The sequence below is a fragment of the Knoellia locipacati genome, assembly GCF_007992835.1.
GTDB lineage: Bacteria > Actinomycetota > Actinomycetes > Actinomycetales > Dermatophilaceae > Knoellia > Knoellia locipacati.
The window spans coordinates 192,059-218,123 of the sequence record NZ_BKBA01000009.1 but is presented as its reverse complement, the minus strand read 5'-3'; the positions used below and the strand labels follow the sequence as shown (position 1 = coordinate 218,123).

Genomic DNA, 26,065 nt, shown 5'->3' with positions numbered 1-26,065 from the left:
TCCACTAGGTTGGCCGCATGGCTTACCGCAGCGGTGGACCCAAGGTGCTCGTCATCGTTCTCGCAGGTGGAGAGGGCAAGCGCCTCATGCCCCTCACCGCCGACCGGGCCAAGCCGGCCGTGCCGTTCGGCGGCATCTACCGGCTCATCGACTTCGCCCTGAGCAACGTCGTCAACTCCGGCTACCTCAAGATCGTCGTGCTGACGCAGTACAAGTCGCACAGCCTCGACCGGCACGTCACGAAGACGTGGCGCATGTCGACGATGCTCGGCAACTACGTCGCACCGATCCCGGCGCAGCAGCGCGTCGACAAGTCCTGGTACCAGGGCAGCGCCGACGCGATCTTCCAGAGCCTCAACACGATCACCGACGAGCGGCCCGACATCGTCGTCGTCGTCGGCGCCGACCACGTCTACCGCATGGACTTCTCGCAGATGGTCGACCAGCACGTCGAGTCCGGTGCGGGCGTCACCGTCGCCGCGATCCGCCAGCCGATCGGCATGGCCGACCAGTTCGGCGTCATCGAGGTCGAGGCCGACGACCACACGCGGATCAAGGCGTTCCGCGAGAAGCCCAGCGACCCCGACCCGCTGCCCGACTCCCCCGGCGAGATCCTCGCGTCGATGGGCAACTACGTCTTCGACGCCGACGTCCTCCAGGAGGCGGTGACCCGCGACTCCGAGGACGAGGACAGCACCCACGACATGGGCGGCGACATCGTGCCCGCGCTCGTCAAGCAGGGCTCGGCATACACCTACGACTTCAAGAAGAACGTCATCCCCGGTGGCACCGAGCGCGACCAGGGCTACTGGCGCGACGTCGGGACGCTCGACTCGTACTTCGACGCCCACATGGACCTCATCTCGATCCACCCGATCTTCAGCCTCTACAACTACGACTGGCCGCTCTTCACGAGCTACGGCCCCTACCCGCCGGCCAAGTTCGTCCACGGGGCGTCGGGCCGGTTCGGCGAGGCGCTGAGCTCGATGGTCTCGCCCGGCGTCATCATCAGCGGTGCCCGCGTCAACGCGTCGGTGATCTCGCCGGACGTCCGCGTCCACAGCTACACCGAGGTCGACGACTCGGTGATCCTCGACGGGGTCGACATCGGCCGCAACTGCCGGGTCCGGCGCGCGATCATCGACAAGAACGTCCACCTGCCCGAGAACACCTCGATCGGGTTCGACGCCGAGCACGACCGGGCCCGGGGCTTCACCGTCACCGAGTCGGGCATCACGGTGGTCGGCAAGGGCACGGTCATCCAGCCGTGAGCCGAGCGCGAGTCGGCGTCCAGCTCCAGCCGCAGCACGCGGCATACGACGACATCCGGCGCACGTGCGCGCAGCTCGAGGAGATGGGTGTCGACGTCCTCTTCAACTGGGACCACTTCTTCCCGTTGAACGGTGACCCCGACGGCGCCCATTTCGAGTGCTGGACGATGCTCGCGGCCTGGGCCGAGGCGACCGAGCGCGTCGAGATCGGCGCCCTCGTCACGTGCAACTCCTACCGCAACCCCGACCTCCTCGCCGACATGGGGCGGACGGTCGACCACATCTCCGCCCGCGGTGGCGAGGGACGGCTCATCCTCGGGATCGGCTCCGGCTGGTTCGAGCGCGACTACGACGAGTACGGCTACGAGTTCGGCCGTGCCGGCACGCGCCTCGACGCCCTCGACCGCGACCTGCCCCGGATCAAGGAGCGCTGGAGCCGGCTCAACCCCTCGCCCACCCGCTCGATCCCCGTCCTCGTCGGCGGTGGTGGTGAGCGCAAGACCCTGCGCATCGTCGCCGAGCAGGCCGACATCTGGCACGGCTTCGGCGGCGCCGAGACGATCGCCCACAAGCACGAGGTGCTCGACGAGTGGTGTGCGAAGGTCGGGCGCGACCCCGCGACCATCGAACGCTCCGCCGGTGTGGCCATGCGGCCGGGCCGCTTCCCCGAGGACGTGCCGGACTACGCCTCGAACGCCGACGCGCTGTATGCCGTGGGGACCCGGCTGTTCACCCTCGGCCTGAGCGGTCCCTATGCCGACCTCGGTCCGGTCCGTGACCTGCTCTCGTGGCGGGACGCGGTGAACTCCTAGCCTGTGCGCGTGACCCCCGAGCCCGCGCTGCCATTGACCACCGACACCCCCAACCTGCTCGTCACCCTCACGGGTGAGGACCGGCCCGGCGTGACGAGCGCGCTCTTCGACGCCGTCGCGCCCACCGGCTCCGTCGTGCTCGACCTCGAGCAGGTGGTCGTCCGCGGTCAGCTCACCCTGGCGGTCCTGCTCGCGCCCGGCGGCTACATCAGCGACCTGCGCGACGTCGTCGAGGGCGTCGGGGAGCGCCTCGACCTCGTGGTGAGCGTCGTCGAGGGGCGTGGCGACAACCGGAGCCGCCGCACCGGGCGGGCCGCGGTGGTCGTCCTCGGCGCCCCGCTGCGTGCGACGGCGGTCGCCTCCGTCTCGCGGTCCGTCGCCGCCCACGGGGCCAACATCGACCGCATCCGGCGACTGTCGCGCTATCCCGTGACGACCCTCGAGCTCGACGTCAGCGGGGCCGACCTCCCCTCGCTGCGACGCGAGCTGTCCCTCGTCGCCTCGCAGCAGCAGGTCGACATCGCGGTGTCCCCTCCCGGTCTGGCCCGCCGCGGTCGGCGCCTCGTCGTCATGGACGTCGACTCCACCCTCATCCAGGACGAGGTCATCGAGCTGCTGGCGCGCCATGCCGGACGCGAGAGCGAGGTGGCGGCGGTCACCGAGCGCGCGATGGCCGGTGAGCTCGACTTCGCCGAGAGCCTGCACGCCCGGGTGGCGACCCTCGCGGGCCTCGACGCCGGAGTCCTCGACGAGGTGCGTCGGGCCGTGCGGCTCACGCCGGGCGCCCGCACCCTCGTGCGGACCCTCAAGCGTCTCGGGTTCACCGTGGCGCTGGTCTCGGGTGGCTTCATCGAGATCGTCCAGCCCATCGCCGACGAGCTCGCCATCGACCACGCTCGGGCCAACCGGCTCGAGATCGTCGAAGGCGTCCTCACCGGTCGGGTGCTCGGCGACGTGGTCGACCGCCAGGGCAAGGCCACCGCGCTGCGGGAGTTCGCGGCCGCCGCGGGTCTCCCCCTCGCGCGCACGGTCGCGATCGGCGACGGCGCCAACGACCTCGACATGCTCGCGACGGCCGGGCTCGGCATCGCCTTCAACGCCAAGCCGGTGGTGCGCGAGCAGGCCGACACCGCGGTCAACGTGCCCTACCTCGACGCGGTCCTCCACCTCCTCGGCATCACCCGCGAGGAGATCGAGGAGGCCGACGACGCCGATGGCACCCCGACGCCCGCGCCTGCCGTTGACCACGGCTGACACCTCGTAGGCTGGCCCAATGCCCCGTTACCCGTCCACGACCCAGACGCTGTTCATCATCGGCGGCGCCGAGGACCGGGTCGGCCGGGCGTCCCTGCTGCGCCGCTTCGTGCGCATCACCGGCGGCCGCAAGGCCCGTCTCGTCGTCATCCCCACCGCGTCCTCCTTCCAGGACGAGGTCGTCTCCTCCTACACCGAGGTGTTCAACCGCTTCGGGGTCGAGAGCGTCGGCGTGGTCAACCCGCAGTCGCGGCGTGAGGCCCAGGACGAGGCCGCGGTCGCCCTCATCGACGACGCCACCGGCATCTTCATGAGCGGCGGGTCCCAGCTCCGGCTCTCCCAGTACATCCCCGGCACGCCCCTCGGCGACGCCCTGCACCGCGCGCACGCCCGCGGGGCCGTCGTCGCGGGCACCTCGGCCGGCGCCTCGATCATGAGCGAGTTCATGATCTCGATGGGCGACGAGGGGATCACGCCCGTGCAGCGGGCCAGCCAGATCAGCGCAGGCCTGGGGCTGCTCAAGGGCGTCATCGTCGACCAGCACTTCGCCCAGCGCTCACGCTACGGTCGGCTCATGTCCGTCGTCGCGTCCTCCCCGAGCCTGCTCGGCATCGGCATCGACGAGGACACCGCCATCGAGGTCACCGGTGACGCCCGTTTCACGGTGCACGGTCGCGGGGGTGTCACCGTCATCGACTGCCGGGACGTCACGACCGATGCACCGGACGCGCGACGGGGCGCTCCGCTCCTCGTGTCGGGGGCCGTCATCCACACGCTTCCCGCGGGGGCCACCTTCGACCTGGCCACGGCCTCGCTCGTCGAGTTCGTCGAGCAGCACCCCGACGTCGGCGCCACGCTCGCCGGCTCGACGCACTGACCCCCTGAAGCCCCACCACCACACCCCGAGGAGTCCGATGACCGAGGACCGCCCGACCCCCACCGGCCCGGCAGCGCCCGAGCTCACCATCGTCGAGTCCCGCGTCTACCGCGGCGGCAACGTCTGGTCCTACGACCCGGCGATCCACCTCGTCGTGGACCTCGGCATCCTCGAGCAGTACCCCACCAACCTCGTCGAGGGCTTCACCGACCGGCTCGTCGAGCTCCTCCCCGGCCTCGAGAACCACACCTGCTCGCGCGGCGTCAGGGGTGGCTTCGTCGAGCGGATGCACGAGGGCACGTGGCTCGGCCACGTGAGCGAGCACATCGCCCTCCAGCTCCAGCAGGAGGCCGGGCACGACCAGCGTCGTGGCAAGACCCGCCAGGTCAAGGGCCACCCCGGGCGCTACAACGTCATCTACGGCTACTCCGACGAGGGCGTGGGCCTGGCCGCCGGCACCCTTGCCGTCCGGCTCGTCAACCACCTCGTGCAGGCCGAGGAAGGCTTCGACTTCGACGAGGCGCTCGAGGCGTTCCTCAAGCGCGCCGAGCGCACGGCCTTCGGCCCCTCCACCGCAGCCATCCTCGAGGAGGCGGTGAGCCGCGACATCCCCTACATCCGGCTCAACAGCGCGAGCCTGGTCCAGCTCGGCCAGGGCGTGCACGCGCAGCGCATCCGGGCGACGATGACCTCCAAGACCGGCGCGCTCGCCGTCGACATCGCCTCGGACAAGGACCTCACCACCAAGCTGCTCGGCTCCGCCGGCCTGCCCGTGCCCAAGCAGGAGACGGTCCGCGGCCCCCAGGACGCCGTGACCGCCGCACGCAGGATCGGCTTCCCCGTCGTCGTCAAGCCGCTCGACGGCAACCACGGCCGCGGTGTCTGCCTCGACCTCCAGAGCGACGACGAGGTGCGCGAGGCCTTCGCCATCGCCCGCGAGCAGTCCCGTCGCGGCTCGGTCATCGTCGAGTCCTTCGTCACCGGCAAGGACTACCGCTGCCTCATCGTCGGTGGGCGGATGCAGGCCATCGCCGAGCGCGTCCCGGCCCACGTCGTCGGGGACGGCGAGCACACCGTCAGTGAGCTCGTCGAGATCACCAACGCCGACCCGCGCCGTGGTGTCGGCCACGAGAAGGTCCTCACCCGCATCAAGGTGGACTCCGCAGCCGAGGGCCTCGTGCGCGAGCAGGGCTTCGAGATGGACGGCGTGCCCCCGCAGGGGACGATGGTCAAGCTCGCCCTCACCGGCAACATGTCGACCGGTGGCATCTCCGTGGACCGCACCTTCGACGCACACCCCGACAACGTCGAGATCGCCGAGGAGGCCGCCCGCATGGTCGGCCTCGACGTCGCGGGCATCGACTTCATCTGCCCCGACATCGCCTCCCCCGTGCGCGAGACCGGCGGCGCGATCTGCGAGGTCAACGCCGCCCCCGGCTTCCGCATGCACACCCACCCGACCATCGGTGAGCCGCAGTTCATCGCCAAGCCGGTCGTCGACCTGCTCTTCCCGCCCGGCGCCGCGTCGCGCGTGCCGATCGTGGCCGTCACGGGCACCAACGGCAAGACGACGACCTCGCGCATGATCGCCCACATCATGAAGGGCGTCGGCCGCAAGGTCGGCATGACCTCGACCGACGGCATCGTCGTCGACGAGCGCCTGGTCTTCAAGGCCGATGCCTCGGGGCCCAAGTCCGCGCGGATGGTGCTCCAGAACCCGCGCGTCGACTTCGCCGTCATGGAGGTCGCCCGCGGTGGCATCCTGCGCGAGGGCCTGGGCTACGACCGCAACGACGTCGCCGTGGTCACCAACATCGCACCGGACCACCTGGGCCTGCGTGGGATCGACACCATCGAGCAGCTGGCCGACGTCAAGGCCGTCATCGTCGAGGCCGTGCCCCGCAACGGTTTCGCCGTGCTCAACGCCGACGACAAGCTCGTCCGCAAGATGCGCCGCAAGTGCTCCGGCTCGATCGTGTGGTTCACGGTGTCGGCGCCAGGCACGCCCGTGCGTGACTTCGTCGACGACCACTGCCGCCGCGGCGGCCGAGCCGTCGTCCTCGAGCCGTCCGACAAGGGCGACATGATCGTCATCCGGCACGGTCGCCGGGCCATGCAGCTCGCCTGGACCCACCTCCTGCCCTCGACGTTCGGTGGCACGGCGATGTTCAACGTCGCCAACGCCATGGCGGCCGCCGGTGCGGCATTCGCCGTGGGCACCGGGCTGCACGAGATCCGTCAGGGCCTGCGGACCTTCTCGACGAGCTACTACCTCTCCCCCGGCCGCATGAACCAGGTCAACGTCAACAACGTCGACGTCATCGTCGACTACTGCCACAACGCCCCCGGCATGAAGGTCCTCGGCGAGTTCGTCGAGCGCTATGCCGACGCCAAGGCCGGGTCGAGCGAGCTCGGCAAGATCTCGCGGCTCGGTGTCATCGCCACCGCGGGTGACCGCCGCGACGAGGACATGCGGGAGCTGGGTGCCCTGGCGGCGCAGCACTTCGACGTCATCGTCGTGCGTGAGGACGAGCGGCTGCGTGGCCGCAAGCGGGGCGAGACCGCCGCGTTCGTCGCCGACGGGGCCAAGGCCGCGATGGCCGACGGGGCCCGGTGCCGCCAGGTCGAGATCGTCACCGACGAGCTCTCCGCCGTCCGGCACGTCATGGCGCGGGCCAACCCCGGTGACATCGTCGTCGTCTGCGTCGACCAGCACGGCGTGGTGATGAACGAGCTCGAGACCATGACGCAGCAGGCCCAGCCGGGCACGCACACGGCCGACTCGCTCGCCGACCCCGACCTCGACCCGACCACGCTCCAGGCCGAGGCCCAGGTCAGTGGCGAGGAGGCGACCGACCAGGACCTCGCCGAGCACGACCTCGGTGACGTCGACGGCGACACGGAGTCGCGGCCCGCCGGGGCGTCGGACCGGTCCTGACGCGCAGCCGCCGCCCGTGAGGACGGGCGGCGGCCCACCGCGCCCTCACCCGCGGCGGCTCACCGCTCGCCGTGCTCCAGCTCGTTCGCGTATGCCGTGAGCGAGCGTCGGTAGCGCAGCACGTCCTCGTCGGTGCTCCCCTGGGCCACGACCGCCAGCAGGCTGCCCAGCGCCTCACCCGAGCGTCCCGCCGAGTGCAGGGCCAGCGCACGGAAGCCGGCGATCCCGACCGACTCCGGTCGCTCGGTCGCGAGCTCGTCGAGCAGCGCGACGGCCTCGTCGTGCTCACCGACGTTCCGGAGGGACGACGCCAGCTGGATCACCGCGCGGTGCCGGAACGGCTCGCGCAGCCCACCCTCGAGCGCGGCACGGTAGAGCTCGACCGCGCGGGCCTCGTGACCCGCGGAGTCGAAGGTTCCGCCGTACTCGTAGGCGATGCGGGCATCGCCCGGGTAGGCCTCGAACAGGGCAGCGCCGGTCTGGATCCTGCGGTCGGCGTCGTCGTCGGCCCAGAGGGCGGCGATGGCCTCCTCGGCCTCGTGCTCGCCCCGGGCCCCGATGACCTTGCGGCGGATGTCCGCCGGGGTGTCGGCGACGGCGCCGACCTCGTCGAGCCAGGCGTAGATCGCCTCACGCTCCGCATGGCACATGATCGCGACGACGTCCCCGTCGTGCGCCCCCTCGACGAGGTTCTCGAGGCCGGCCAGCTCCGTGGTGAACGAGGCCACGTCCGCGACGCCGGCTCGCTGGAGACCCGTGCGCAGGTGCGACTCGAGCTCCTCCATCGACCGTCCGCGCAGGTAGTGCGCCTTGTGCGCCGCCACCACGTGGTCCGCGCGGTGCCCGGCGATCTCGCCGAGGTTCTCGAGGATCTCGTCGGTGCGGTCCCCTGCGGCGCCCAGCCCGAGGTTGATCCGGGCACCGGGCTGCCGCAGGCCGTCCGAGACGTCCATGAGCGCCTCGAGACCGGCCTCGTTGTGGGCGAGGTCGACGACGACGGTGCAGCTGCCACCGAGCCCCGCAGGCGCCGTGTAGATGTTCATCCGGCCGGGGTTGAGGGCGGCGTCGGGTCGGAACGTCCGCAGTCCCTCGACGACCGCGGCCCGGTCGATCCCGAGACCCAGCGCCGCTGCCGCGGCGGCGAGGACGTTCGCGACGTTGTGCCGCGACAGGCCGCTGATGGTCATCGGCACGTCGACGATGGGCACGAGCCTGTCGGGTACGCCGGAGTCGGTGAGCACCGTGACGGAGTTGTCGAGGACGGTGATCGCGCGGCCACCGGCGCCGAGGGCCTCACGGATCGCCGGCGAGTTCGGGTCGAGGGTGAAGACCCACGGCTTCGCGGGTGAGCCGGTGCGCATCGCCCAGACGCGCGGGTCGTCGCCGTTGAGGACCGTCCACCCCTCGGGCCTGGTCGCCCGGGTGATGATCGCCTTGACCTCGGCGAGCTGGTCGACGGTGTCGACGCCCTGGAGGCCGAGGTGGTCGGCCGAGACGTTGGTGACGACGGAGACGTCGTTGTGCCAGACGCCGAGGCCCTTGAGGAGCATCCCGCCGCGCGCGGTCTCGAGGATGCCGATCTCGACGCCCGGTGCGTCGAGGACGCCGCGGGCACCGGCCGGTCCGGAGAAGTCGCCGGGCTCGACCATCTCACCGTGGTCCACGACCCCGTCGGTCGAGCTCCAGGCGGTGTGCTTGCCCGCGCTCATGGCGATGTGGGCGAGCAGGCGGGTCGTCGAGGTCTTGCCGTTGGTGCCGGTGACCGAGGCGACGGGGATGCGCGGGGTGACGATGCGGGGCGGCGCGCCCTCGGGCGCGCGGCGCACGACCTCGGCCCGCTCCTCGACGACGTCCTCGCCGCGCAGCCATGCCTCGAGCACCGGGGCGACGGACTCACCCAGCGCCTGCGCCGAGCCGCGCCGACGCCACACGAACGAGACGACGACCACCGACAGGTCGTTGCCCGGACGCGAGCGGACACCGAGCCGGCTCGTCCCGGAGGCACGCGAGACCTGTCGCACGGCTCGCTCGGCGAGTCGGGCGACGACGCGCTGCCGCTGCTCGGTGTGCGGGTCCCCGACCTGGGACGCGCCGAGCCCCGCGGCCCGGGCCACGCGTCGCACGTCGTCCTTGCTCGCGTCGACGTAGGCGGTGAGGTCGAGCGTGACCTTGACGGCCGGCTTCGGGAAGTAGAGGTTGGGGCCCTCGAGAACCCGGACCTCGGTCGCGGTCACGGCAGGTGAGGTCACGTCAGGGGCGGTGTGAAGGTCGCTGGTCACCCGGCGAGCCTAGTTGTGCGAGGGGGTCAGATCCCCATCGCGTGGACGCCGCCGTCGACGTGGACGATCTCGCCCGTCGTCGCCGGGAACCAGTCGGAGAGCAGGGCGGCGCAGGCCTTGGCGGCCGGCACCGCGTCGTTGACGTCCCAGCCGAGCGGGGCGCGCTCGTCCCACGAGTCCTCGAAGGTCTGGAACCCCGGGATCGACTTCGCGGCGGTGGTGCGGATCGGGCCTGCCGCGACGAGGTTGCAGCGCACGCCCTTGGGGCCGAGGTCACGGGCGAGGTAGCGGTTGGTCGACTCGAAGGCGGCCTTCGCGACACCCATCCAGTCGTAGACCGGCCAGGCGAACTTGGCGTCGAAGGTGAGGCCGACGACCGCCGAGCCGGGCGTCATGAGCGGGAGCGCCGCCACGGCCAGCGACTTGAGCGAGTAGGCCGAGGCGTGCATCGCGGTGGAGACGTCCTCGAACGTCCCCTCGAGGAAGTTGAAGGCACCCTGCGGCGCGAACCCGATGGAGTGCAGCACCCCGTCGAGGTGGTCCACGTGCTCACCCAGCCGGGTGGCGAGGGTGTCGAGGTGCTCGGTGTCGGTGACGTCGAGCTCGACGACCGGCGGCGTGGTGGGCAGGCGCTTGGCGATCGTCGACGTGATCTTCATCGTCCGGCCGAAGGACGTGAGCACGACCTCGGCGCCCTGCTCCTGCGCCAGCTTGGCGACGTGGAAGGCGATCGAGGAGTCCATGAGGACTCCGGTGATGAGCAGCTTCTTGCCCTCGAGCAGCATCGGTCTTGTTCTCCTGTGGGGTGGGTGGTGTGGGAGGAGCTCAGTGGCCCATGCCGAGGCCGCCGTCGACGGGGATGACGGCCCCGCTGACGTAGCCCGCGTCGTCGGACGCGAGGAAGCGCACGACGGCCGCGACCTCGCTCGGCTGTGCGAACCGACCAGCCGGTATGCCGGCCTTGTAGGCCTTCTGCGTCTCCGCCGGGAGCGCCGCGGTCATGTCGGTCTCGATGAAGCCGGGTGCGACGACGTTGGCCGTGATGCCCCGCCCCCCGAGCTCACGGGTGACGGAGCGGGCGAGACCGACGAGCGCGGCCTTGGACGCGGCGTAGTTGGCCTGGCCCGGACCGCCGTAGAGCCCGACGACGCTCGAGATGAGGATGATTCGGCCGCCGCGGGCCTTGATCATGCCGGTGCTGGCGCGACGCACGCAGCGGAACGTCCCGGCGAGGTTGGTGTCGATGACCGAGTCGAAGTCCTCGTCGCTCATCCGCATGAGCAGGCCGTCCTTGGTGATGCCGGCGTTGGCGACGAGCACCTGCACCGGCCCACCGAAGATCTCCTCCGCCGCGGTGAACGCGGCGTCGACCGACGCGGTGTCGGTGACGTCGCACGTCACGGCCCGCAACCCGTCGGGCGCCTCCCCGTTGCGGCTCGTGACGACGACCTCGTCGCCGGCGTCGGCGAAGGCCTTGGCGATCGCCAGGCCGATCCCTCGGTTGCCCCCGGTGACGAGGACGTTGCGCGCGTGGCTCATGGCGCACGACGCTAGTGGACTACCGATGGGTAGCCCGCATCGCCACGAACGGGTCGGCGGCCCGACGGCACGCTCAGGAAGCGGACGTAGAGTGGACGGGTGAGCACGGCCCGTGGAGACCAGCCGACGGTGCAGTCCGTCACGACGGCCCGTGCCAAGGCCGCCGACGACCTCAACGCGCGCATGCGCCACTACCTCGTCACCATGGGCATCCGGACCGGGTGCTTCGTGCTCGCCTTCCTCACCTCCGGCTGGGTGCGGTGGACCTGTGTCGCCCTCGCGGTCGTGCTTCCCTACATCGCCGTCGTCTTCGCCAACGCCCGCTCCCCCCGGGCCGCGGGCCGGCTGGCCCCCGTCGCCCCGCGCGACCCCCACCGCCGGCAGATCGACTCGTGACCTGCAGCGCCAAGGCCTGTCGCCGCGAGGCCGTGTGGGCCCACCTGTGGAACAACCCGAAGCTGCACACGCCGGAGCGCCGCAAGGTGTGGCTCGCGTGCGACGAGCACCGCGTCAGCCTGGGCGACTTCCTGTCGTTGCGCGGCTTCCTGCGCGAGACCGTGCCGGTGGCCGAGATCCCCGCCGACGCCGGCTGACCGACCCCCGGTCAGCCGCCGATCGCACTCATCGGGCGCAGCGGCTGGACGAAGTCGGCGCTGCCGATCCCGTGCCCCTTGGCCTTGCGCCACATCTCGCCGGTGATGAGGTCCGCGAGCTCGTCGTCGCTCGCCCCGTCGCGCATCGGCCCGCGCAGATCGGTCTCGCGCTGCGAGAACAGGCAGTTGCGGACCTGGCCGTCCGCCGTGAGCCTCGTGCGGTCGCAGGCCCCGCAGAACGGCGCGGTGACGCTCGCGATGATCCCCACCGTCGCGGGGCCCCCGTCGACGAGGAAGCGCTCGGCCGGGGCACTCCCCCGGTCTGCGGCGGGCAACGGCGTGATCGCGAACCGCTCGGACAGCCGCTCGCGGATCTCGTCGGCCGAGATCATGCTCGAGGCATCCCAGCCGTGCTGGGCGTCGAGGGGCATCTGCTCGATGAACCTCAGCTCGTAGCCGCGCTCGAGGCACCACGCGAGCAGGTCGGCCACCGAGTGGTCGTTGATCCCGCGCATGGCCACGGCGTTGACCTTGACCGGCGTGAGGCCCGCCTCACGGGCCGCGGCCATCCCTGCCTCCACGTCGTGCAGGCGGTCACGGCGGGTGAGATCGGCGAACTCCGCGGGGTCGACCGTGTCGAGACTGACGTTGACCCGGTCCAGACCCGCGGCCGCGAGCGGCGCTGCGAGACGGTCGAGACCGATCCCGTTGGTCGTCATCGCGATCCGGGGCCGGGGCTCCAGGCTCGCGATGCGCCCCACGACGTCCGTCAGCGAACGTCGCAGAAGCGGCTCTCCGCCGGTGAGTCGGACCTGCTGGACGCCCAGGGCCACGAAGATCGAGACGAGCCGCACGAGCTCGTCATCGGTGAGCATCTCGGGCTTGGCCAGCCACGGCAGCCCCTCGGCTGGCATGCAGTAGCGGCAGCGCAGGTTGCAGCGGTCGGTCACCGAGACCCTGAGGTCGCGCGCCACGCGACCGTGGCGGTCGGCGAGCTGGGCGGTGGGCAGGGTGGCGGACATGACCCCACCCTAGGCCGGGTAGCGTGACACGCGTGTTCCGGCGACTCCTCACCCCTCGCTGGCTGGGGGCTCTCGCCATCGCGGTCCTGTATGCCGTCGGGGCCTACCACCTCGGTCACTGGCAGTACGGCCGGCACGAGTTCAAGGTCGAGCGCAACGCACTCCTCGACGCGCACTACCGCGCCGACCCCGTGCCGCTCACGGACGTCCTGAGCGACCGGCCCGTGGACCGGGCCGCCGACGACTGGACCAGGGTCAGCGCGACCGGCACGTATGCCGGGTCGCAGCTGCTCGTGCGCAACCGGCCCAACAACAGCGTCTTCGGCTACGAGGTGCTCGCCCCGCTCGAGCTCGCCGACGGACGCACCGTCGTCGTCGACCGGGGCTGGGTCGCGAACTCGGAGCGCGGGGCCGCGGTCGTCCCCGACGTGCCGCAGCCGCCGGCGGGTGAGGTCACGGTCGTCGGCTGGGTCCGCCCGCTCGAGACCACGCAGGACAAGACCCTGCCAACAGGGCAGGTCGCGAGCATCAGCCTCCCCGACGTCGAGCAGGCCTGGGGCCGCGACGTCCTCGACGGCTACGTCGTGCTCGACACGGAGCGGACCCCCGACGGGACCGCGGCACCCCGTCCGGACCGGCTCGCGGACCCCGACCGGAGCCTGGGACCGCACCAGGCCTACGCGTTCCAGTGGTGGATGTCGATGCCCGTGGGCCTGCTCCTCATCTGGCTCGGCATCAGGCGCGAGCTGCGCGACGAGGACCCCGACCGCCCCCTCAAGCCCAAGAAGGTCCGGATCTGGGACGAGGAGGACTACTGACGTCCGCAGCCCCCACCCGCGCCCACGCCCGCAGCGCGGGCGAGTGAGGCCCCGACGGCCTCAGGCGGTGGGCGCGGGACCCACGCCGACGTCGTCGGCGAACTGCGTCGTGTAGAGGTCGGAGTACAGACCCCGTGCGGCGAGCAGCTCGGCGTGCGTGCCGCGCTCGACGATGCGGCCACCCTCGAGGACGAGGATGACGTCCGCGTGCCGGACCGTCGAGAGCCGGTGGGCGATGACGAGGGCGGTGCGCCCCTCGAGGGCCGCGTCGAGGGCGCGCTGGACGGCGACCTCGCTCTCGCTGTCGAGGTGGGCGGTGGCCTCGTCGAGCACGACGAGCCGGGGTCCCTTGAGGAGCAGCCGCGCGATGGCGATGCGCTGCTTCTCTCCCCCGCTGAGGCGGTGTCCCCGGTCACCGACCACGGTGTCGAGCCCGGCGGGGAGGCGTTCGACGAGGCTCCAGACGCGCGCGGCGCGCAGCGCCGCCTCGATGTCGGCATCGGTGGCCGCGGGCGCGGCATACATGAGGTTGGCCCGGATCGTGTCGTGGAAGAGGTGCGCCTCCTGGGTCACGACGCTCACGGTGTCGCGCAGCGACTCGAGGGTGACGGTGCGCAGGTCGGCGCCGTTGATCCGCACGGCTCCGCTCGTCGGGTCGTAGAGCCGGGCCACGAGCGAGGTGAGGGTGGACTTGCCGGCACCGCTGGGTCCCACGAGGGCGACGAGCTGGCCGGGCTCGATCGTGGCGTCGATGTCGGTCAGGACGACCGAGCCCGCCTCGCGGTCTCCGGTCGCCGTGGACTCGAGCGAGCTGAGGGACACCTCGTCGGCGGCCGGGTAGGCGAACCCCACGTGGTCGAGGTCCACCCGGACGGGGCCCGCCGGCACGGGCACGGCGTCCGGCGCCTCGGCCACGAGCGGCTTGAGGTCGAGGACCTCGAAGACCCGCTCGAACGACACGAGGGCGGTCATGACGTCGACGCGCGCGTTGGAGATGGTCGTGAGCGGGCCGTAGAGGCGCGCCAGGAGGGCGGTGAGGGCGAGGAGCGTGCCGACGGTGAGGCTGCCGTCGACGGCCATGAGGCCGCCGAACCCGTAGACGAGCGCCGTCGCGAGGGCCGCCACGAGGGTGAGCCCGACGATGAACACCGACCGGTTGACCGCGATCCGCACGCCGATGTCGCGCACGCGGGAGGCCCGCTGCGAGTACTCGCGGTCCTCGACCTCGGGCGTGCCGTAGATCTTGACGAGCAGGGCGCCCGCGACGTTGAACCGCTCGGTCATCCGGGTGCCGAGGTCGGCGTTGAGACCCATCTGCTCGTGGGCCAGGCCCGCGAGCCGCTTGCCCATGCTCCGGGCGGGGATGAGGAACAGCGGGACGAGGACGAGGGAGGCGATGGTCAGCTGCCACGACAGGACGAGCATGGCCCCGATGATGAGGACGAGCGAGACGGCGTTGCTCACGACGCTCGACAGCACCGACGTGAAGGCCTGCTGCGCGCCGATGACGTCGTTGTTGAGGCGTGAGACCAGGGCCCCGGTCTGCGCCCGGGTGAAGAACGCGATCGGCTGGCGCATGACGTGCGCGAACACCTGCGTGCGCAGGTCGACGATGAGGCCCTCACCGATCCTCGAGGAGAGCCAGCGCGACACGAGCGTCACGAGTGCGCTGACGACCGCGATCGCGGCGACGAGCAGCGAGAGCCGGACGACGAGCCCCGAGTCCTTGGGATAGATCCCGTCGTCGATGAGGCTCTTGAGGAGCAGGGGGGCGGCGACGACGAGGATCGCGTCGACGACGACGAGGGCGAGGAAGGCGCCGATGAGCCCGCGGTAGGGCTGTGCGTACGAGAAGACCCGTCGGGCGGTGCCCGGAGCGAGCTCCTTGGAGCGGACGCTCGCGTCCTTGCTCAGGCTGTGGATCGCCTGCCAGCCTGCCATGCTCATGCCGTCACCTTCGTCGCCCTGGTCCCTGCCATCTGCTGATCCTCGACCCTCACGTGCACGTGAGGTCAAACCGCGGGCGACCGTGGTCGATTCCGCCCGTGCCCCGCAGCCTCTCAGGCGAGGGTGACAAGGTCCTTGTAGTCGGGACCCCAGAGGTCCTCGACGCCGTCGGGCAGGAGCAGGATCCGCTCGGGCTCGAGCGCGTCGACCGCCCCCTCGTCGTGGGTCACGAGGACCACCGCGCCCTTGTAGGTCTTGAGCGCTCCGAGGATCTCCTCGCGCGAGGCCGGGTCGAGGTTGTTGGTCGGCTCGTCGAGGAGCAGGACGTTGGCCGACGAGACGACGAGCAGCGCCAGCGACAGGCGCGTCTTCTCACCGCCGGAGAGCACACCCGCGGGCTTGTCGACGTCGTCGCCACTGAAGAGGAACGAGCCGAGCACCTTGCGGACGTCGGTCTCGCCGAGGTCCGGGGCGGCCGACTTCATGTTGTCGAGGACCGTCCGGTCGACCTCGAGGTTCTCGTGCTCCTGCGCGTAGTAGCCGATCTTGAGGCCGTGACCCGGCTCGACCTGCCCGGTGTCCGGGGCGTCGACCCCGGCGAGCATGCGGAGCAGCGTGGTCTTGCCCGCACCGTTGAGGCCGAGCACGACGACCCGCGACCCGCGGTCGATGGCGAGGTCGACGTCGGTGAAGATCTCGAGCGAGCCGTACGAGCGCGAGAGCCCCGAGGCCCGCAACGGCGTCCGGCCGCAGGGCGACGGGTCGGGGAACCGGAGCTTGGCGACGCGGTCTTGCGCGCGCTCGGTCTCGAGCCCGGAGAGCAGCCGCTCGGCGCGACGCGCCATGTTCTGGGCGGCGACGGTCTTGGTGGCCTTGGCCCGCATCTTGTCGGCCTGGGCCATGAGCACCGACGCCTTCTTCTCGGCGTTCATCCGCTCGCGCTTGCGACGACGCTCGTCGGTCTCGCGCTGCTGGAGGTAGGCCTTCCAGCCGAGGTTGTAGATGTCGAGCTCGGCGCGGTTGGCGTCGAGGTGGAACACCTTGTTGACGACGGCGTCGAGGAGGTCGACGTCGTGCGAGATGACGATGAGGCCGCCCTTGTAGTTGCGCAGGTGCTCGCGCAGCCAGACGATCGAGTCGGCGTCGAGGTGGTTGGTCGGCTCGTCGAGCAGCAGCGTCTCGGCGCCGGAGAAGAGGATCCGCGACAGCTCGATGCGTCGGCGCTGACCACCGGAGAGGGTGGCCAGGGTCTGGTCGAGGTGTCGCTCCTCGAGCGAGAGCGCGGAGGCGATGGACGCGGCCTCGGACTCCGCGGCATACCCTCCGGCCGCCTGGAACTCGGAGTCGAGCCGGGAGTAGCGACGCATGGCGCGCTCGAGCTTCTCGCCGCTCTCCTGCGCCATCGCCGTCTCGGCGGCGCGCAGCTCGCGCACGATGCGGTCGAGCCCACGCGCGGAGAGGATGCGATCACGACCGGTGACGTGGAGGTCACCGGTGCGCGGGTCCTGCGGCAGGTAGCCGACCTCGCCCGTGCTCGTCACCGAGCCCGCGGCAGGCTGCCCGACCCCGGCGAGCACCTTGGTGAGGGTCGTCTTGCCGGCACCGTTGCGCCCCACGAGACCGATGCGGTCACCGCCGGCGACGCGGAAGCTGGCTCCGTCGACGAGGAGCCTGGAGCCGGCGCGCAGCTCGATCGCGGCAGCAGTGAGCAACAGGAGTCCTTCGTGGAGGTTTCGGGTGGTGCGGGCGGTGGGGGCGGACCGAAGAGTGGTGGCGCACCGCTTCCGCATCGCGGGCCGTTCGGCGTTTAGTCTAGGTGCGCCGTGCTCCGCACGGAAAACGCCACATCTGGGAGGCCATGGATGAGCTTCAACGACGACGTCGGGCTGGACACCTCGCAGGTGGAGTCCGGCGGCAGCGGCGGCGCCCCCGGTGGCATGGTCGTCGGCGGTGGCATCGGCGGCATCATCATGCTCGTCATCGCGCTGATCTTCGGCATCAACCCCTCCGACCTCCCCACGGGTGGCGGTGGCGGCACGAGCGACCAGCAGGTCGACGGCACGAGCGGAAGCGGCACCGAGTTCGACAAGTGCAAGACCGGTGCCGACGCCAACAAGGACGCCCAGTGCCGGGTCATCGGGACCGTGAACTCGGTCCAGGCCTTCTGGACCGCAGAGCTCCCCCGCTACCAGAAGCAGTGGCAGCCCACGAAGACCCGCATCTACACCGGCTCGACCCAGTCGCAGTGCGGCACCGCGAGCAACCAGGTGGGTCCCTTCTACTGCCCCCTCGACCAGCGCGTCTACATCGACGCCGACTTCTTCCAGATCCTCACCGACCAGTTCGGTGCCGACGACGGCGCGCTCGCCCAGGAGTACGTCGTGGCCCACGAGTACGGCCACGCCCTCCAGGACCAGCTCGGCCTGCTGGGGCGGGCCCAGCAGGACCCCCAGGGCCCCAACAGCGGCGGTGTCCGCATCGAGCTCATGGCGGACTGCCTCGCCGGCGTCTGGGCCAAGCACGCGTCCACGACCAACGGCCCCGACGGCAAGCCCTACCTCAAGGAGCTCACCGAGGCCGACACCAAGAGCGCCCTGTCGGCGGCCGCGGCGGTCGGTGACGACCGCATCCAGCAGAAGACCCAGGGCCAGGTCAACCCCGAGTCGTGGACGCACGGCAGCGCCGAGGCACGCCAGCGCTGGTTCCTCCAGGGCTACACCAAGGGCGACCTCAACCAGTGCAACACCTTCAACGTCGACACGGTCAGCTGAGGCCATGAGCGTGGCGGGGAACCCGGAGACGATCCGGCTCGGTCCGCGCCAGACGCTGACCGTCCTGTCGTCCGACCCCGCGGCCCTCGAGCTCGAGTGCACCTGGACCCCGGGTGACCCCCCGCCGACCCACTGGCACCCGTCGCAGCACGAGCACTTCGAGGTGCTCGAGGGCGAGCTCACCGTCCTCGTCGACGGCACCCGTCGGGTGCTCGGTGCGGGCGAGGTGCTCGACGTCCCACCGCGCACGGCCCACGGCATGTGGAACGCCGGTCCGAGCCGGTGCCGGGCGCGGTGGACGGTGACCCCCGCGCAGCGCACCGAGGAGATGTTCCGCTTCCTGGCCACCGACCCCGGCCTGCTCGCCAAGGCCTCACTGGTCTGGCGCTTCCGCCACGAGCTCAGGCTCGGGCGGCCCCGCGGCTGAGCCTCACTCGCCCTTCGGGTACTTCCTGTCGAGCTCCTGGAGCAGCCGGTGGGCGGCGAGCTCGACCTTCTTGTGCCGCCACTCCGAGGCCCGGTAGACGCAGGCGATGAGCGCACTGCGGTGGACCTTGTCGAAGTCGCCGAGGACGAAGGCGTACCGCGCCTTGGTCTCGTCGTTGGCGCCCTCGGTCAGCCCGAGGTGCCACGCGGCGTACTCGCTCCAGTCGTGCTCCTCGAGGAACGCGTTCTGGGTGTCGGTGTCCGGCTGGACCCTCCCCCACTCGCTGTCGAGCACGACCTTGCCGGCCGCGATGAGGTCGCGGCAGTGCCGCACCGCCTTGCGGTTGACCGTGTACGTCGCCATCTGCCCATCATGACGCGGGAGGCGACCGTCAGGGGCCGTCGTCGATGCGGACCTCGACCGCGCGCGCCCGCTGCACGACGGTGTCGAGCACCGCCCGGCGCGGGTCGCCGATGTCATGGAACTCGCGACGCGGCAGCTCCCGCAGCCGCGCGAGGCGGGGGTCGTCGAGGACCTCGCGCACCAGGGTCTTGTCCCCACCGACGACGAGGGCCGTGGGTATGCCGTCCGGCACGATCCGCAGGGTGTGCTCGACGACCGCTCGGACGAGCTCGTCGGCCTGGTTGCCCCGGCGCCGCGCGAACCGCTGCTGGGACCAGCCGCCCGCCGCCGTGCGCGACTGGACGTGTCGGGTGCCGACCTTGTGCGTCACGAGGGCGGACCCGTCGACGTGCGCCACGGCATACCCGCCGCGGCGGATGAGCACGACGGCGAGGTGACGGTCCTCGAGACGCGAGATCCCGACGACCCGCTGGGGGCCGTCGGGATTCGAGGCGTCGAAGCGTTCGCGCCACGCGGCGTACCGCTCGGGCGCGACCTCGACGAGGCGGCTCAACTCAGATGTTGAAGCCGAGGGCGCGCAGCTGCTCGCGACCGTCGTCGGTGATCTTGTCCGGGCCCCACGGCGGCATCCAGACCCAGTTGACGCGGTACGAGGACACGAGGCCCTCGAGCGACTGCTGGGTCTGGTCCTCGATGACGTCGGTAAGCGGGCAGGCCGCCGACGTCAGGGTCATGTCGATGACGGCGTGGTTCTGGCCGTCGACGGTGATGCCGTAGACGAGGCCCAGGTCGACGACGTTGATCCCGAGCTCGGGGTCGACGACGTCGCGCATGGCCTCCTCGACATCGGCCACGTTGGCCTGTGCGGTGGTCTCGCTCATGACGTTCCTTCCTCGGGCAGGTCCTGCTGGGTCTGCTGCGTCGTGGTCTCGCGACCACTCTGGTGCAACGCATCGGTGAACGCCATCCATCCGAGGAGGGCGCACTTGACGCGTGCGGGGTACTTGGCGACACCGCTGAGGGCCACACCGTCGCCGATGACCTCCTCGTCGCCGGGGTCCTCACCCTTGGAGGTGAGCATGGCCCTCATGGCCTCGTGCGTCCGCAGCGCCTCGGCGAGCGGGTGGCCGATGGTCTCCTCGGCGAGGATCGACACCGACGCCATGCTGATCGAGCAGCCGAGCGCGTCGTAGGAGACGTCGCGCACGACGGGCCCCTCGGCTGAGTCCTCGATGTGCACCCGCAGCGTCACCTCGTCGCCACAGGTCGGGTTGACGTGGTGCACCTCGGCCTCGAACGGCTCGCGCAGACCCGCGTGCTGGGGGCGCTTCGAGTGCTCGAGGATGAGCTCCTGGTAGAGGTCCATCAGCTCGCCATCCCGAAGATCGCCGGCACGCGGTCGAGCGCCTCGAGGAGCGCGTCGACCTCGTCGACCGTGTTGTATGCCGCGAAGCTGGCGCGCGTCGTCGCCGCCACCTTGAAGCGGCGGTGCAGCGGCCAGGCGCAGTGGTGGCCGACGCGGACGGCGACACCCGCGTTGTCGAGCACCTGCCCGACGTCGTGGGCGTGGACGCCGTCGACGACGAACGCCACGGTGCCGCCACGCTCGTCGAGACCGGTCGGCCCGACGACGGTGACCCACGAACGGGCCGCCAGACCGGCGAGCAACCGCTCGGTGAGCGCCAGCTCGTGTGCATGGATGCGCTCGATGCCGAGCTCGGTGATGTGGTCGACGGCGGCCGCGAGACCGATCGCCTGAGCGGTCATCGGGACGCCGGCCTCGAACCGCTGAGGTGGCGCGGCGTAGGTGCTGCCCTCCATCCGGACGGTCTCGATCATCGAGCCACCCGTGAGGAACGGCGGCATCGCCTCGAGGACCTCGCGACGGCCCCAGAGGACACCGATCCCGCTCGGCCCGAACATCTTGTGGCCCGAGAAGGCGAGGAGGTCCACGCCGAGCTCGGTCACGTCGACACCGAGGTGCGGCACCGACTGGCAGGCGTCGAGCACGACGATCGCCCCGACCTCGCGGGCACGGGCGACGATGGGCTGCACCGGGTTGACGGTGCCGAGGACGTTGGACGCGTGGACGAACGCGACGACCTTGGTCCGCTCGGTGAGGAGCTCGTCGAGACCGGACAGGTCCAGGCGGCCCTCTTCGGTGACGGGGATCCAGCGCAGCGTGGCACCGGTGCGGCGGCACAGCTCCTGCCACGGCACGAGGTTGGCGTGGTGCTCCATCTCGGTGACGAGCACCTCGTCACCCTCGCCGAGCGCGAACCGCTCGCTGCCCGGGATGCCCGGGTGCGGGGAGTTCGAGAAGGCGTAGGCGGCGAGGTTGAGCCCCTCGGTCGCGTTCTTGGTGAAGACGACGTCCTGGGCCTGCGCACCGATGAAGGCGGCGATCCGCTCACGCGCACCCTCGTATGCCGCGGTCGCCTCCTCCGAGAGCGCGTGGGCTCCGCGGTGGGGCGCCGAGTTGAGGCGCTCGTAGAAGTCGCGCTCGGCGTCGAGGACCTGCACCGGCTTGTGCGAGGTGGCCCCCGAGTCGAGGTAGACCAGCGGCGCACCGTCACGCACGGTGCGCGCGAGGATCGGGAAGTCGGCCCGGATGCGGGCGACCTCCTCGGTGGTGAACGGCTGCGCTGTCATGTCGTGTCCGATCAGGCGTTGGCCGGCGTGGTGGCCTCGGGGGTCGCCACCGGCTGGAAGCGGTCGTAGCCCTCGGCCTCGAGGCGGTCGGCCAGCTCGGGGCCGCCCTCCTCGGCGATCCGGCCGTCGACGAAGACGTGGACGAAGTCGGGCTTGATGTAGCGCAGGATCCGCGTGTAGTGCGTGATGAGCAGGACGCCGGCGCCGGTGGACTCCTTGGCGCGGTTGACGCCCTCGGAGACGATGCGCAGCGCGTCGACGTCGAGGCCGGAGTCGGTCTCGTCGAGGATCGCGATCTTGGGCTTGAGGAGCTCCATCTGGAGGATCTCGTGGCGCTTCTTCTCGCCACCGGAGAAGCCCTCGTTGACCCCGCGCTCGGAGACGGTCGGGTCCATCTTGAGGTCGTTCATCGACTGCTTGAGGTCCTTGACCCAGGTGCGGAGCTTGGGGGCCTCGCCGTCGATGGCGGTCTTGGCGGTGCGCAGGAAGTTGCTCACGGTCACGCCGGGGACCTCGACGGGGTACTGCATCGCGAGGAAGAGACCGGCGCGGGCACGCTCGTCGACGCTCATGGCGAGGACGTCCTCGCCGTCGAGGGTGACGGTGCCGCTCGTGATCGTGTACTTGGGGTGGCCGGCGACCGAGTAGGCCAGCGTGGACTTGCCGGAACCGTTGGGCCCCATGATCGCGTGGGTCTCACCGGAGTTGATGGTGAGCGTGACGCCGCGGAGGATCTCCTTGGTGCCCTGCTCGGTCTCGACGGTGACGTGAAGGTCCTTGATCTCAAGGGTGCTCATGAATCAGTTCTCCTGGCTCAGGGCGACGTAGACGTCGTCACCCTCGATCTTGACGGTGTGGACGGCGATGGGGGTGGTGGCCGGCGGGCCGGACGGGTCACCGGTGCGCAGGTCGAAGCGCGACCCGTGCAGCCAGCACTCGAGGGTGCAGCCGTCGAGCTCACCCTCGGACAGGGACACGTTGGCGTGGGTGCAGGTGTCGTCGACCGCGTGGACGTCGCCGTCGGCGGTGCGCACGATCGAGACGATGCGACCACCGATGTCGGCGGCTGCGGCTCCCACGGACGGCAGCTCGTCGAGCGAGCAGACGCGCACGAACGGCTCGGTGCTCGGCGACGTGGTGGTCTCGCTCACTCGGTGCCCTCCAGCTCGCGGTCGATCGCCGCCATGAGGTGCTCCTCGACCTCGGGCACGCCGATCCGGCCGACGATGGAGGCGAAGAAGCCCCGCACGACCAGGCGACGGGCGGTGTCCTCGTCGATGCCACGAGCCTGCAGGTAGAACAGCTGCTGGTCGTCGAACCGGCCGGTGGCCGAGGCGTGACCGGCGCCGGCGATCTCGCCGGTCTCGATCTCGAGGTTCGGCACCGAGTCGGCGCGCGCGCCGTCGGTGAGGATGAGGTTGCGGTTGAGCTCGTAGGTGTCGGTGCCCTCGGCGCTGGCGCGGATGAGGACGTCACCCACCCAGACGGTGTGGGCGGAGTCGCCCTGGAGGGCGCCCTTGTACTCGACGTTGGAGCGGCAGTGCGGCGCCTCGTGGTCGACGAAGAGCCGGTGCTCCTGGTGCTGGCCCGAGTCGGCGAAGTAGACGCCGAGCGCCTCGAACGAGCCACCGGGGCCGGCGTACGACGCGTTGGTGTTGAGCCGGACGATCCCGCCACCGAGGGTCACCGCGATGTGGCGGGCCTTGGCGTCGCGACCGACGACGACGTCGTGCTGGCCGAGGTGCAGGGCGGTGTCGGCCCACTCCTGGACGGTCACCACGGTGACGTCGGCGCCGTCACCGACGACGACCGAGAGCAGCTCGGAGTACTGGGCGTCGCCCTCGTGCCGGAGCACGATCGTCGCCTTGGCGAAGTTGCCGACACGCACGAGCGTGTGGCCGTGGGCGAGGGCGCCCTCGCCGGTGAGGAGGAGGCGGACCGGCTCGGTGAGCTCGGTCTCGGCCGGCACGTCGATGACCGTGACCGACTCGGCCTGGTCGGCGGCGACGACGGCGGCGCGGTCGGCGGGCTTGGGTGCACCGCTCCCCTGCCACTCGGCCGTGCTCACGGTCGACACGGTCACGCCGTCCGGGACCGACTCCTCGCGGCGCAGCGCGCTGCCCGGGGTCTCGGCGAAGAGCGCACGGATGCGGTCGACGGGGGTGAAGCGCCACTCCTCCTCGCGGCCGGACGGGACCGGGAAGTCCGACACGGCATACGAGGTGGTCCGCTCGGCGCGCGACTGGTCGGGCACGAAGGCGGCGACGGAGTCGGTGTGTGCCTCGGGGGCAGGGTTCTTCTGGGCCAGCAGGCTCAACCCACTGCTCCTTCCATCTGGAGCTCGATGAGGCGGTTGAGCTCGAGGGCGTACTCCATGGGGAGCTCCTTGGCGATGGGCTCGACGAAGCCGCGCACGATCATCGCCATGGCCTCGGTCTCGGACATGCCTCGGGACATGAGGTAGAACATCTGGTCCTCGGACACCTTGGAGACGGTGGCCTCGTGGCCCATCGTCACGTCGTCCTCGCGGATGTCGACGTAGGGGTAGGTGTCGGAGCGGCTGATCGTGTCGACGAGCAGGGCGTCGCAGACGACGCTCGACTTCGACCCGTGCGCACCCTCGAGGATCTGGACGAGGCCGCGGTAGGACGTGCGGCCACCGCCACGGGCGACCGACTTCGAGACGATCGTCGAGCTCGTGTTGGGCGCCGCGTGGACCATCTTGGATCCGGCGTCCTGGTGCTGGCCCTCACCGGCGAAGGCGACGGACAGGGTCTCGCCCTTGGCGTGCTCGCCCATGAGGAAGACGGCGGGGTACTTCATCGTCACCTTGGAGCCGATGTTGCCGTCGATCCACTCCATCGTCGCGCCCTCGGCGCAGGTCGCGCGCTTGGTGACGAGGTTGTAGACGTTGTTGGACCAGTTCTGGATCGTCGTGTAGCGCACGCGGGCGTTCTTCTTGACGATGATCTCGACGACGGCGGAGTGCAGCGAGTCCGACTGGTAGATCGGCGCGGTGCAGCCCTCGACGTAGTGCACGGAGGAGCCCTCGTCGGCGATGATCAGCGTCCGCTCGAACTGGCCCATGTTCTCGGTGTTGATCCGGAAGTAGGCCTGGAGCGGGATGTCGACGTGGACGCCCGGCGGGACGTAGATGAACGAGCCACCCGACCACACGGCGGTGTTGAGCGCGGCGAACTTGTTGTCACCTGCGGGGATGACCGAGGCGAAGTACTCGCGGAAGAGGTCCTCGTGCTCGCGCAGGCCCGTGTCGGTGTCGACGAAGATGACGCCCTTCTCCTCCAGGTCCTCACGGATCTGGTGGTAGACGACCTCGGACTCGTACTGGGCCGCGACACCAGCGACGAGGCGCTGCTTCTCGGCCTCGGGGATGCCGAGGCGGTCGTAGGTCGCCTTGATGTCCTCGGGCAGGTCCTCCCACGAGGTCGCCTGCTTCTCGGTGGACTTCACGAAGTACTTGATGTTCTGGAAGTCGATGCCGGTGAGGTCGCTCCCCCAGGTCGGCATGGGCTTCTTGCCGAAGAGGCGCAGCGACTTCAGGCGCAGGTCCTCCATCCACTGCGGCTCGCTCTTGCGACGCGTGATGTCGAGGACGACGTCCTCGTTGAGCCCGCGACGGGCGGTCGCGCCGGCGCTGTCGCTGTCGGACCAGCCGTACTCGTAGCGGCCCAGGTCCTTCAGACCCGGGTTCAGCTCCTCGATGGTGCTCATCGCGAAGACCTTTCTGTTGAAGGCTCAGGCTTGGTGGGGACGAACGTCGTGCACACGTGATCTCCCTGCGCGAGGGTGGCGAGACGTTGGACGTGGACGCCGAGGAGACGCGAGAACGCGTCGGTTTCAGCGTCACAGAACTGGGGAAATTCCCGGGCGGCGTGCTGGACCGGGCAGTGGCCCTGGCACAGCTGTATGCCGGACAGCCCGGTCGCGCCGCTGCCGGCGGTCCCCGTGGGGTCACCGACGGGGCGGGCGGACGCGGCGAAACCGTCACGGGTCAGCGCGGTCACGAGGGCCTGGACCCGCTGGGCGGTGCCGGTGCCGGCGGCAGCCAGCTCGACGGCATACCGCTGCTCGAGCTGGCCGACCCGCGACTCGGCGAAGCGGCGGACCGCCTCGTCGCCGGCCTCGGCGGACAGGAAGCGCAGCGCCTCGGTGGCGAGGTGGTCGTAGTCGGACTCGAGCGCCTGGTGGCCGCCCTCGCTGAGGACGTAGGCACGAGCCGGTCGTCCGCGACCGCGGCCGGCAGGGCTGGCCTCCCGGTCCTCGATGAGGTGCGACTCGGCGAGGTTGTCGAGGTGTCGACGCACGGCGGGGACCGTGAGACCGAGGTCCTCGGCCAGTGCCGTGGCGGTGACCGGGCCGTGCTCGCCGATGGCCTGCAGGACCCGGTCGCGCGTGCGCGACTCGAGAACCTGCGGCACCGCGGTGCTGGCCGGGATATTCACAACGCCCATGTTACGTAAATACCCGGCCGGCGGTAAACG

Annotated in this window: 26 protein-coding genes; 10 read left to right on the top strand and 16 right to left on the bottom strand. The window is 70.8% G+C overall.

The window, feature by feature from the left end:
• The first annotated feature begins 17 nt into the window (after positions 1–17).
• From glgC to cphA, 5 genes are read left to right on the top strand one after another with little or no spacing between them, the layout of a single operon-like run.
• Positions 18–1,271 carry a glucose-1-phosphate adenylyltransferase gene (glgC, locus tag KLO01_RS12555; protein WP_147065634.1) on the top strand — a complete coding sequence of 418 codons (1,254 nt, stop codon included), beginning with the start codon at positions 18–20 and terminating at the stop codon, positions 1,269–1,271.
• Entirely contained in the window at positions 1,268–2,083 is an 816-nt protein-coding gene (locus tag KLO01_RS12550; protein ID WP_147065633.1) for an LLM class F420-dependent oxidoreductase, read from the top strand. Before glgC ends, KLO01_RS12550 begins: the two co-directional genes overlap by 4 nt.
• Before the next feature lie 9 nt (positions 2,084–2,092).
• The gene (gene serB, locus KLO01_RS12545) at positions 2,093–3,337 is read left to right on the top strand and encodes a phosphoserine phosphatase SerB (RefSeq protein ID WP_246136193.1); all 1,245 of its coding nucleotides are present in this window, start codon (positions 2,093–2,095) and stop codon (positions 3,335–3,337) included.
• A 19-nt stretch (positions 3,338–3,356) separates the two neighbouring features.
• Positions 3,357–4,214 (top strand): cyanophycinase, encoded by an 858-nt coding sequence (locus tag KLO01_RS12540; protein WP_147065630.1) that lies wholly within the window; start codon positions 3,357–3,359, stop codon positions 4,212–4,214.
• A 37-nt stretch (positions 4,215–4,251) separates the two neighbouring features.
• Complete coding sequence (gene cphA / locus KLO01_RS12535) at positions 4,252–7,152, top strand: cyanophycin synthetase (RefSeq protein ID WP_246136192.1); 2,901 nt, start codon at positions 4,252–4,254, stop codon at positions 7,150–7,152.
• 59 nt (positions 7,153–7,211) lie between these two features.
• On the opposite strand, the gene KLO01_RS12530 is transcribed toward cphA, so the two are convergent.
• Genes KLO01_RS12530 through fabG form a run of 3 tightly spaced genes read right to left on the bottom strand, consistent with a single transcriptional unit; the run spans position 7,212 to position 10,970 of the window.
• A complete protein-coding gene (locus tag KLO01_RS12530) occupies positions 7,212–9,431 on the bottom strand; it encodes a tetratricopeptide repeat protein (RefSeq protein ID WP_147065628.1) in 2,220 nt (739 codons plus the stop codon).
• Positions 9,432–9,457: 26 nt separating this feature from the next.
• Complete coding sequence (fabI, locus tag KLO01_RS12525) at positions 9,458–10,216, bottom strand: enoyl-ACP reductase FabI (RefSeq protein ID WP_147065626.1); 759 nt, start codon at positions 10,214–10,216, stop codon at positions 9,458–9,460.
• Between the two features lie 40 nt (positions 10,217–10,256).
• Positions 10,257–10,970 carry a 3-oxoacyl-ACP reductase FabG gene (fabG, locus tag KLO01_RS12520; protein WP_147065624.1) on the bottom strand — a complete coding sequence of 238 codons (714 nt, stop codon included), beginning with the start codon at positions 10,968–10,970 and terminating at the stop codon, positions 10,257–10,259.
• A 99-nt stretch (positions 10,971–11,069) separates the two neighbouring features.
• On the opposite strand from fabG, the gene KLO01_RS12515 reads away from it, so the two are divergent.
• Together KLO01_RS12515 and KLO01_RS12510 are read left to right on the top strand one after the other, a co-directional pair.
• A complete protein-coding gene (locus tag KLO01_RS12515; RefSeq protein WP_246136191.1) occupies positions 11,070–11,366 on the top strand; it encodes a DUF3099 domain-containing protein in 297 nt (98 codons plus the stop codon).
• The gene (locus KLO01_RS12510; protein ID WP_147065622.1) at positions 11,363–11,563 is read left to right on the top strand and encodes a hypothetical protein; all 201 of its coding nucleotides are present in this window, start codon (positions 11,363–11,365) and stop codon (positions 11,561–11,563) included. Before KLO01_RS12515 ends, KLO01_RS12510 begins: the two co-directional genes overlap by 4 nt.
• 11 nt (positions 11,564–11,574) lie before the next feature.
• On the opposite strand, the gene moaA is transcribed toward KLO01_RS12510, so the two are convergent.
• On the bottom strand, positions 11,575–12,585 hold the full coding sequence (moaA, locus tag KLO01_RS12505) for a GTP 3',8-cyclase MoaA (protein ID WP_147065620.1): 1,011 nt from the start codon (positions 12,583–12,585) through the stop codon (positions 11,575–11,577).
• A gap of 32 nt (positions 12,586–12,617) precedes the next feature.
• On the opposite strand from moaA, the gene KLO01_RS12500 reads away from it, so the two are divergent.
• Positions 12,618–13,403 carry an SURF1 family cytochrome oxidase biogenesis protein gene (locus KLO01_RS12500; RefSeq protein ID WP_246136190.1) on the top strand — a complete coding sequence of 262 codons (786 nt, stop codon included), beginning with the start codon at positions 12,618–12,620 and terminating at the stop codon, positions 13,401–13,403.
• Positions 13,404–13,463: 60 nt separating this feature from the next.
• Here KLO01_RS12500 and KLO01_RS12495 read toward each other — a convergent pair whose 3' ends face one another.
• The gene (locus tag KLO01_RS12495; RefSeq protein WP_147065618.1) at positions 13,464–15,350 is read right to left on the bottom strand and encodes an ABC transporter ATP-binding protein; all 1,887 of its coding nucleotides are present in this window, start codon (positions 15,348–15,350) and stop codon (positions 13,464–13,466) included.
• A 113-nt stretch (positions 15,351–15,463) separates the two neighbouring features.
• Complete coding sequence (locus KLO01_RS12490; RefSeq protein WP_147065616.1) at positions 15,464–17,062, bottom strand: ABC-F family ATP-binding cassette domain-containing protein; 1,599 nt, start codon at positions 17,060–17,062, stop codon at positions 15,464–15,466.
• A 150-nt stretch (positions 17,063–17,212) separates the two neighbouring features.
• On the opposite strand from KLO01_RS12490, the gene ypfJ reads away from it, so the two are divergent.
• A complete protein-coding gene (ypfJ, locus tag KLO01_RS12485) occupies positions 17,213–18,121 on the top strand; it encodes a KPN_02809 family neutral zinc metallopeptidase (RefSeq protein ID WP_147065614.1) in 909 nt (302 codons plus the stop codon).
• Positions 18,122–18,125: 4 nt separating this feature from the next.
• Positions 18,126–18,548, top strand: coding sequence for a cupin domain-containing protein (locus KLO01_RS12480; RefSeq protein WP_147065612.1), 423 nt, complete (start codon positions 18,126–18,128; stop codon positions 18,546–18,548).
• Positions 18,549–18,551: 3 nt separating this feature from the next.
• Here the strand turns inward: KLO01_RS12480 and KLO01_RS12475 are convergent, their stop codons facing one another.
• The 10 genes from KLO01_RS12475 to KLO01_RS12430 are packed head-to-tail and all read right to left on the bottom strand — an operon-like array spanning position 18,552 to position 26,035.
• Positions 18,552–18,911, bottom strand: a complete 360-nt coding sequence (locus tag KLO01_RS12475; protein WP_147065611.1) for a hypothetical protein — start codon at positions 18,909–18,911, stop codon at positions 18,552–18,554.
• Between the two features lie 28 nt (positions 18,912–18,939).
• Positions 18,940–19,464: an acVLRF1 family peptidyl-tRNA hydrolase gene (locus tag KLO01_RS12470; protein WP_147065609.1), complete on the bottom strand. Its 525-nt coding sequence runs from the start codon at positions 19,462–19,464 to the stop codon at positions 18,940–18,942.
• 1 nt (position 19,465) lies between these two features.
• Positions 19,466–19,792 carry a metal-sulfur cluster assembly factor gene (locus tag KLO01_RS12465; protein ID WP_147065607.1) on the bottom strand — a complete coding sequence of 109 codons (327 nt, stop codon included), beginning with the start codon at positions 19,790–19,792 and terminating at the stop codon, positions 19,466–19,468.
• Positions 19,789–20,277 carry a Fe-S cluster assembly sulfur transfer protein SufU gene (gene sufU / locus KLO01_RS12460; protein ID WP_147065606.1) on the bottom strand — a complete coding sequence of 163 codons (489 nt, stop codon included), beginning with the start codon at positions 20,275–20,277 and terminating at the stop codon, positions 19,789–19,791. The genes KLO01_RS12465 and sufU overlap by 4 nt, the downstream gene beginning before the upstream one ends.
• On the bottom strand, positions 20,277–21,563 hold the full coding sequence (locus KLO01_RS12455) for a cysteine desulfurase (RefSeq protein ID WP_147065605.1): 1,287 nt from the start codon (positions 21,561–21,563) through the stop codon (positions 20,277–20,279). Before KLO01_RS12455 ends, sufU begins: the two co-directional genes overlap by 1 nt.
• Positions 21,564–21,574: 11 nt before the next feature.
• On the bottom strand, positions 21,575–22,360 hold the full coding sequence (sufC, locus tag KLO01_RS12450) for a Fe-S cluster assembly ATPase SufC (protein WP_147065604.1): 786 nt from the start codon (positions 22,358–22,360) through the stop codon (positions 21,575–21,577).
• A gap of 3 nt (positions 22,361–22,363) precedes the next feature.
• Positions 22,364–22,714 (bottom strand): non-heme iron oxygenase ferredoxin subunit, encoded by a 351-nt coding sequence (locus KLO01_RS12445; RefSeq protein ID WP_222611975.1) that lies wholly within the window; start codon positions 22,712–22,714, stop codon positions 22,364–22,366.
• On the bottom strand, positions 22,711–23,880 hold the full coding sequence (gene sufD / locus KLO01_RS12440; RefSeq protein ID WP_246136189.1) for a Fe-S cluster assembly protein SufD: 1,170 nt from the start codon (positions 23,878–23,880) through the stop codon (positions 22,711–22,713). The genes KLO01_RS12445 and sufD overlap by 4 nt, the downstream gene beginning before the upstream one ends.
• Positions 23,877–25,295, bottom strand: a complete 1,419-nt coding sequence (gene sufB, locus KLO01_RS12435) for a Fe-S cluster assembly protein SufB (protein ID WP_147065603.1) — start codon at positions 25,293–25,295, stop codon at positions 23,877–23,879. The genes sufD and sufB overlap by 4 nt, the downstream gene beginning before the upstream one ends.
• A complete protein-coding gene (locus KLO01_RS12430) occupies positions 25,292–26,035 on the bottom strand; it encodes a helix-turn-helix transcriptional regulator (RefSeq protein ID WP_147065602.1) in 744 nt (247 codons plus the stop codon). Before KLO01_RS12430 ends, sufB begins: the two co-directional genes overlap by 4 nt.
• Positions 26,036–26,065: the final 30 nt, after the last annotated feature.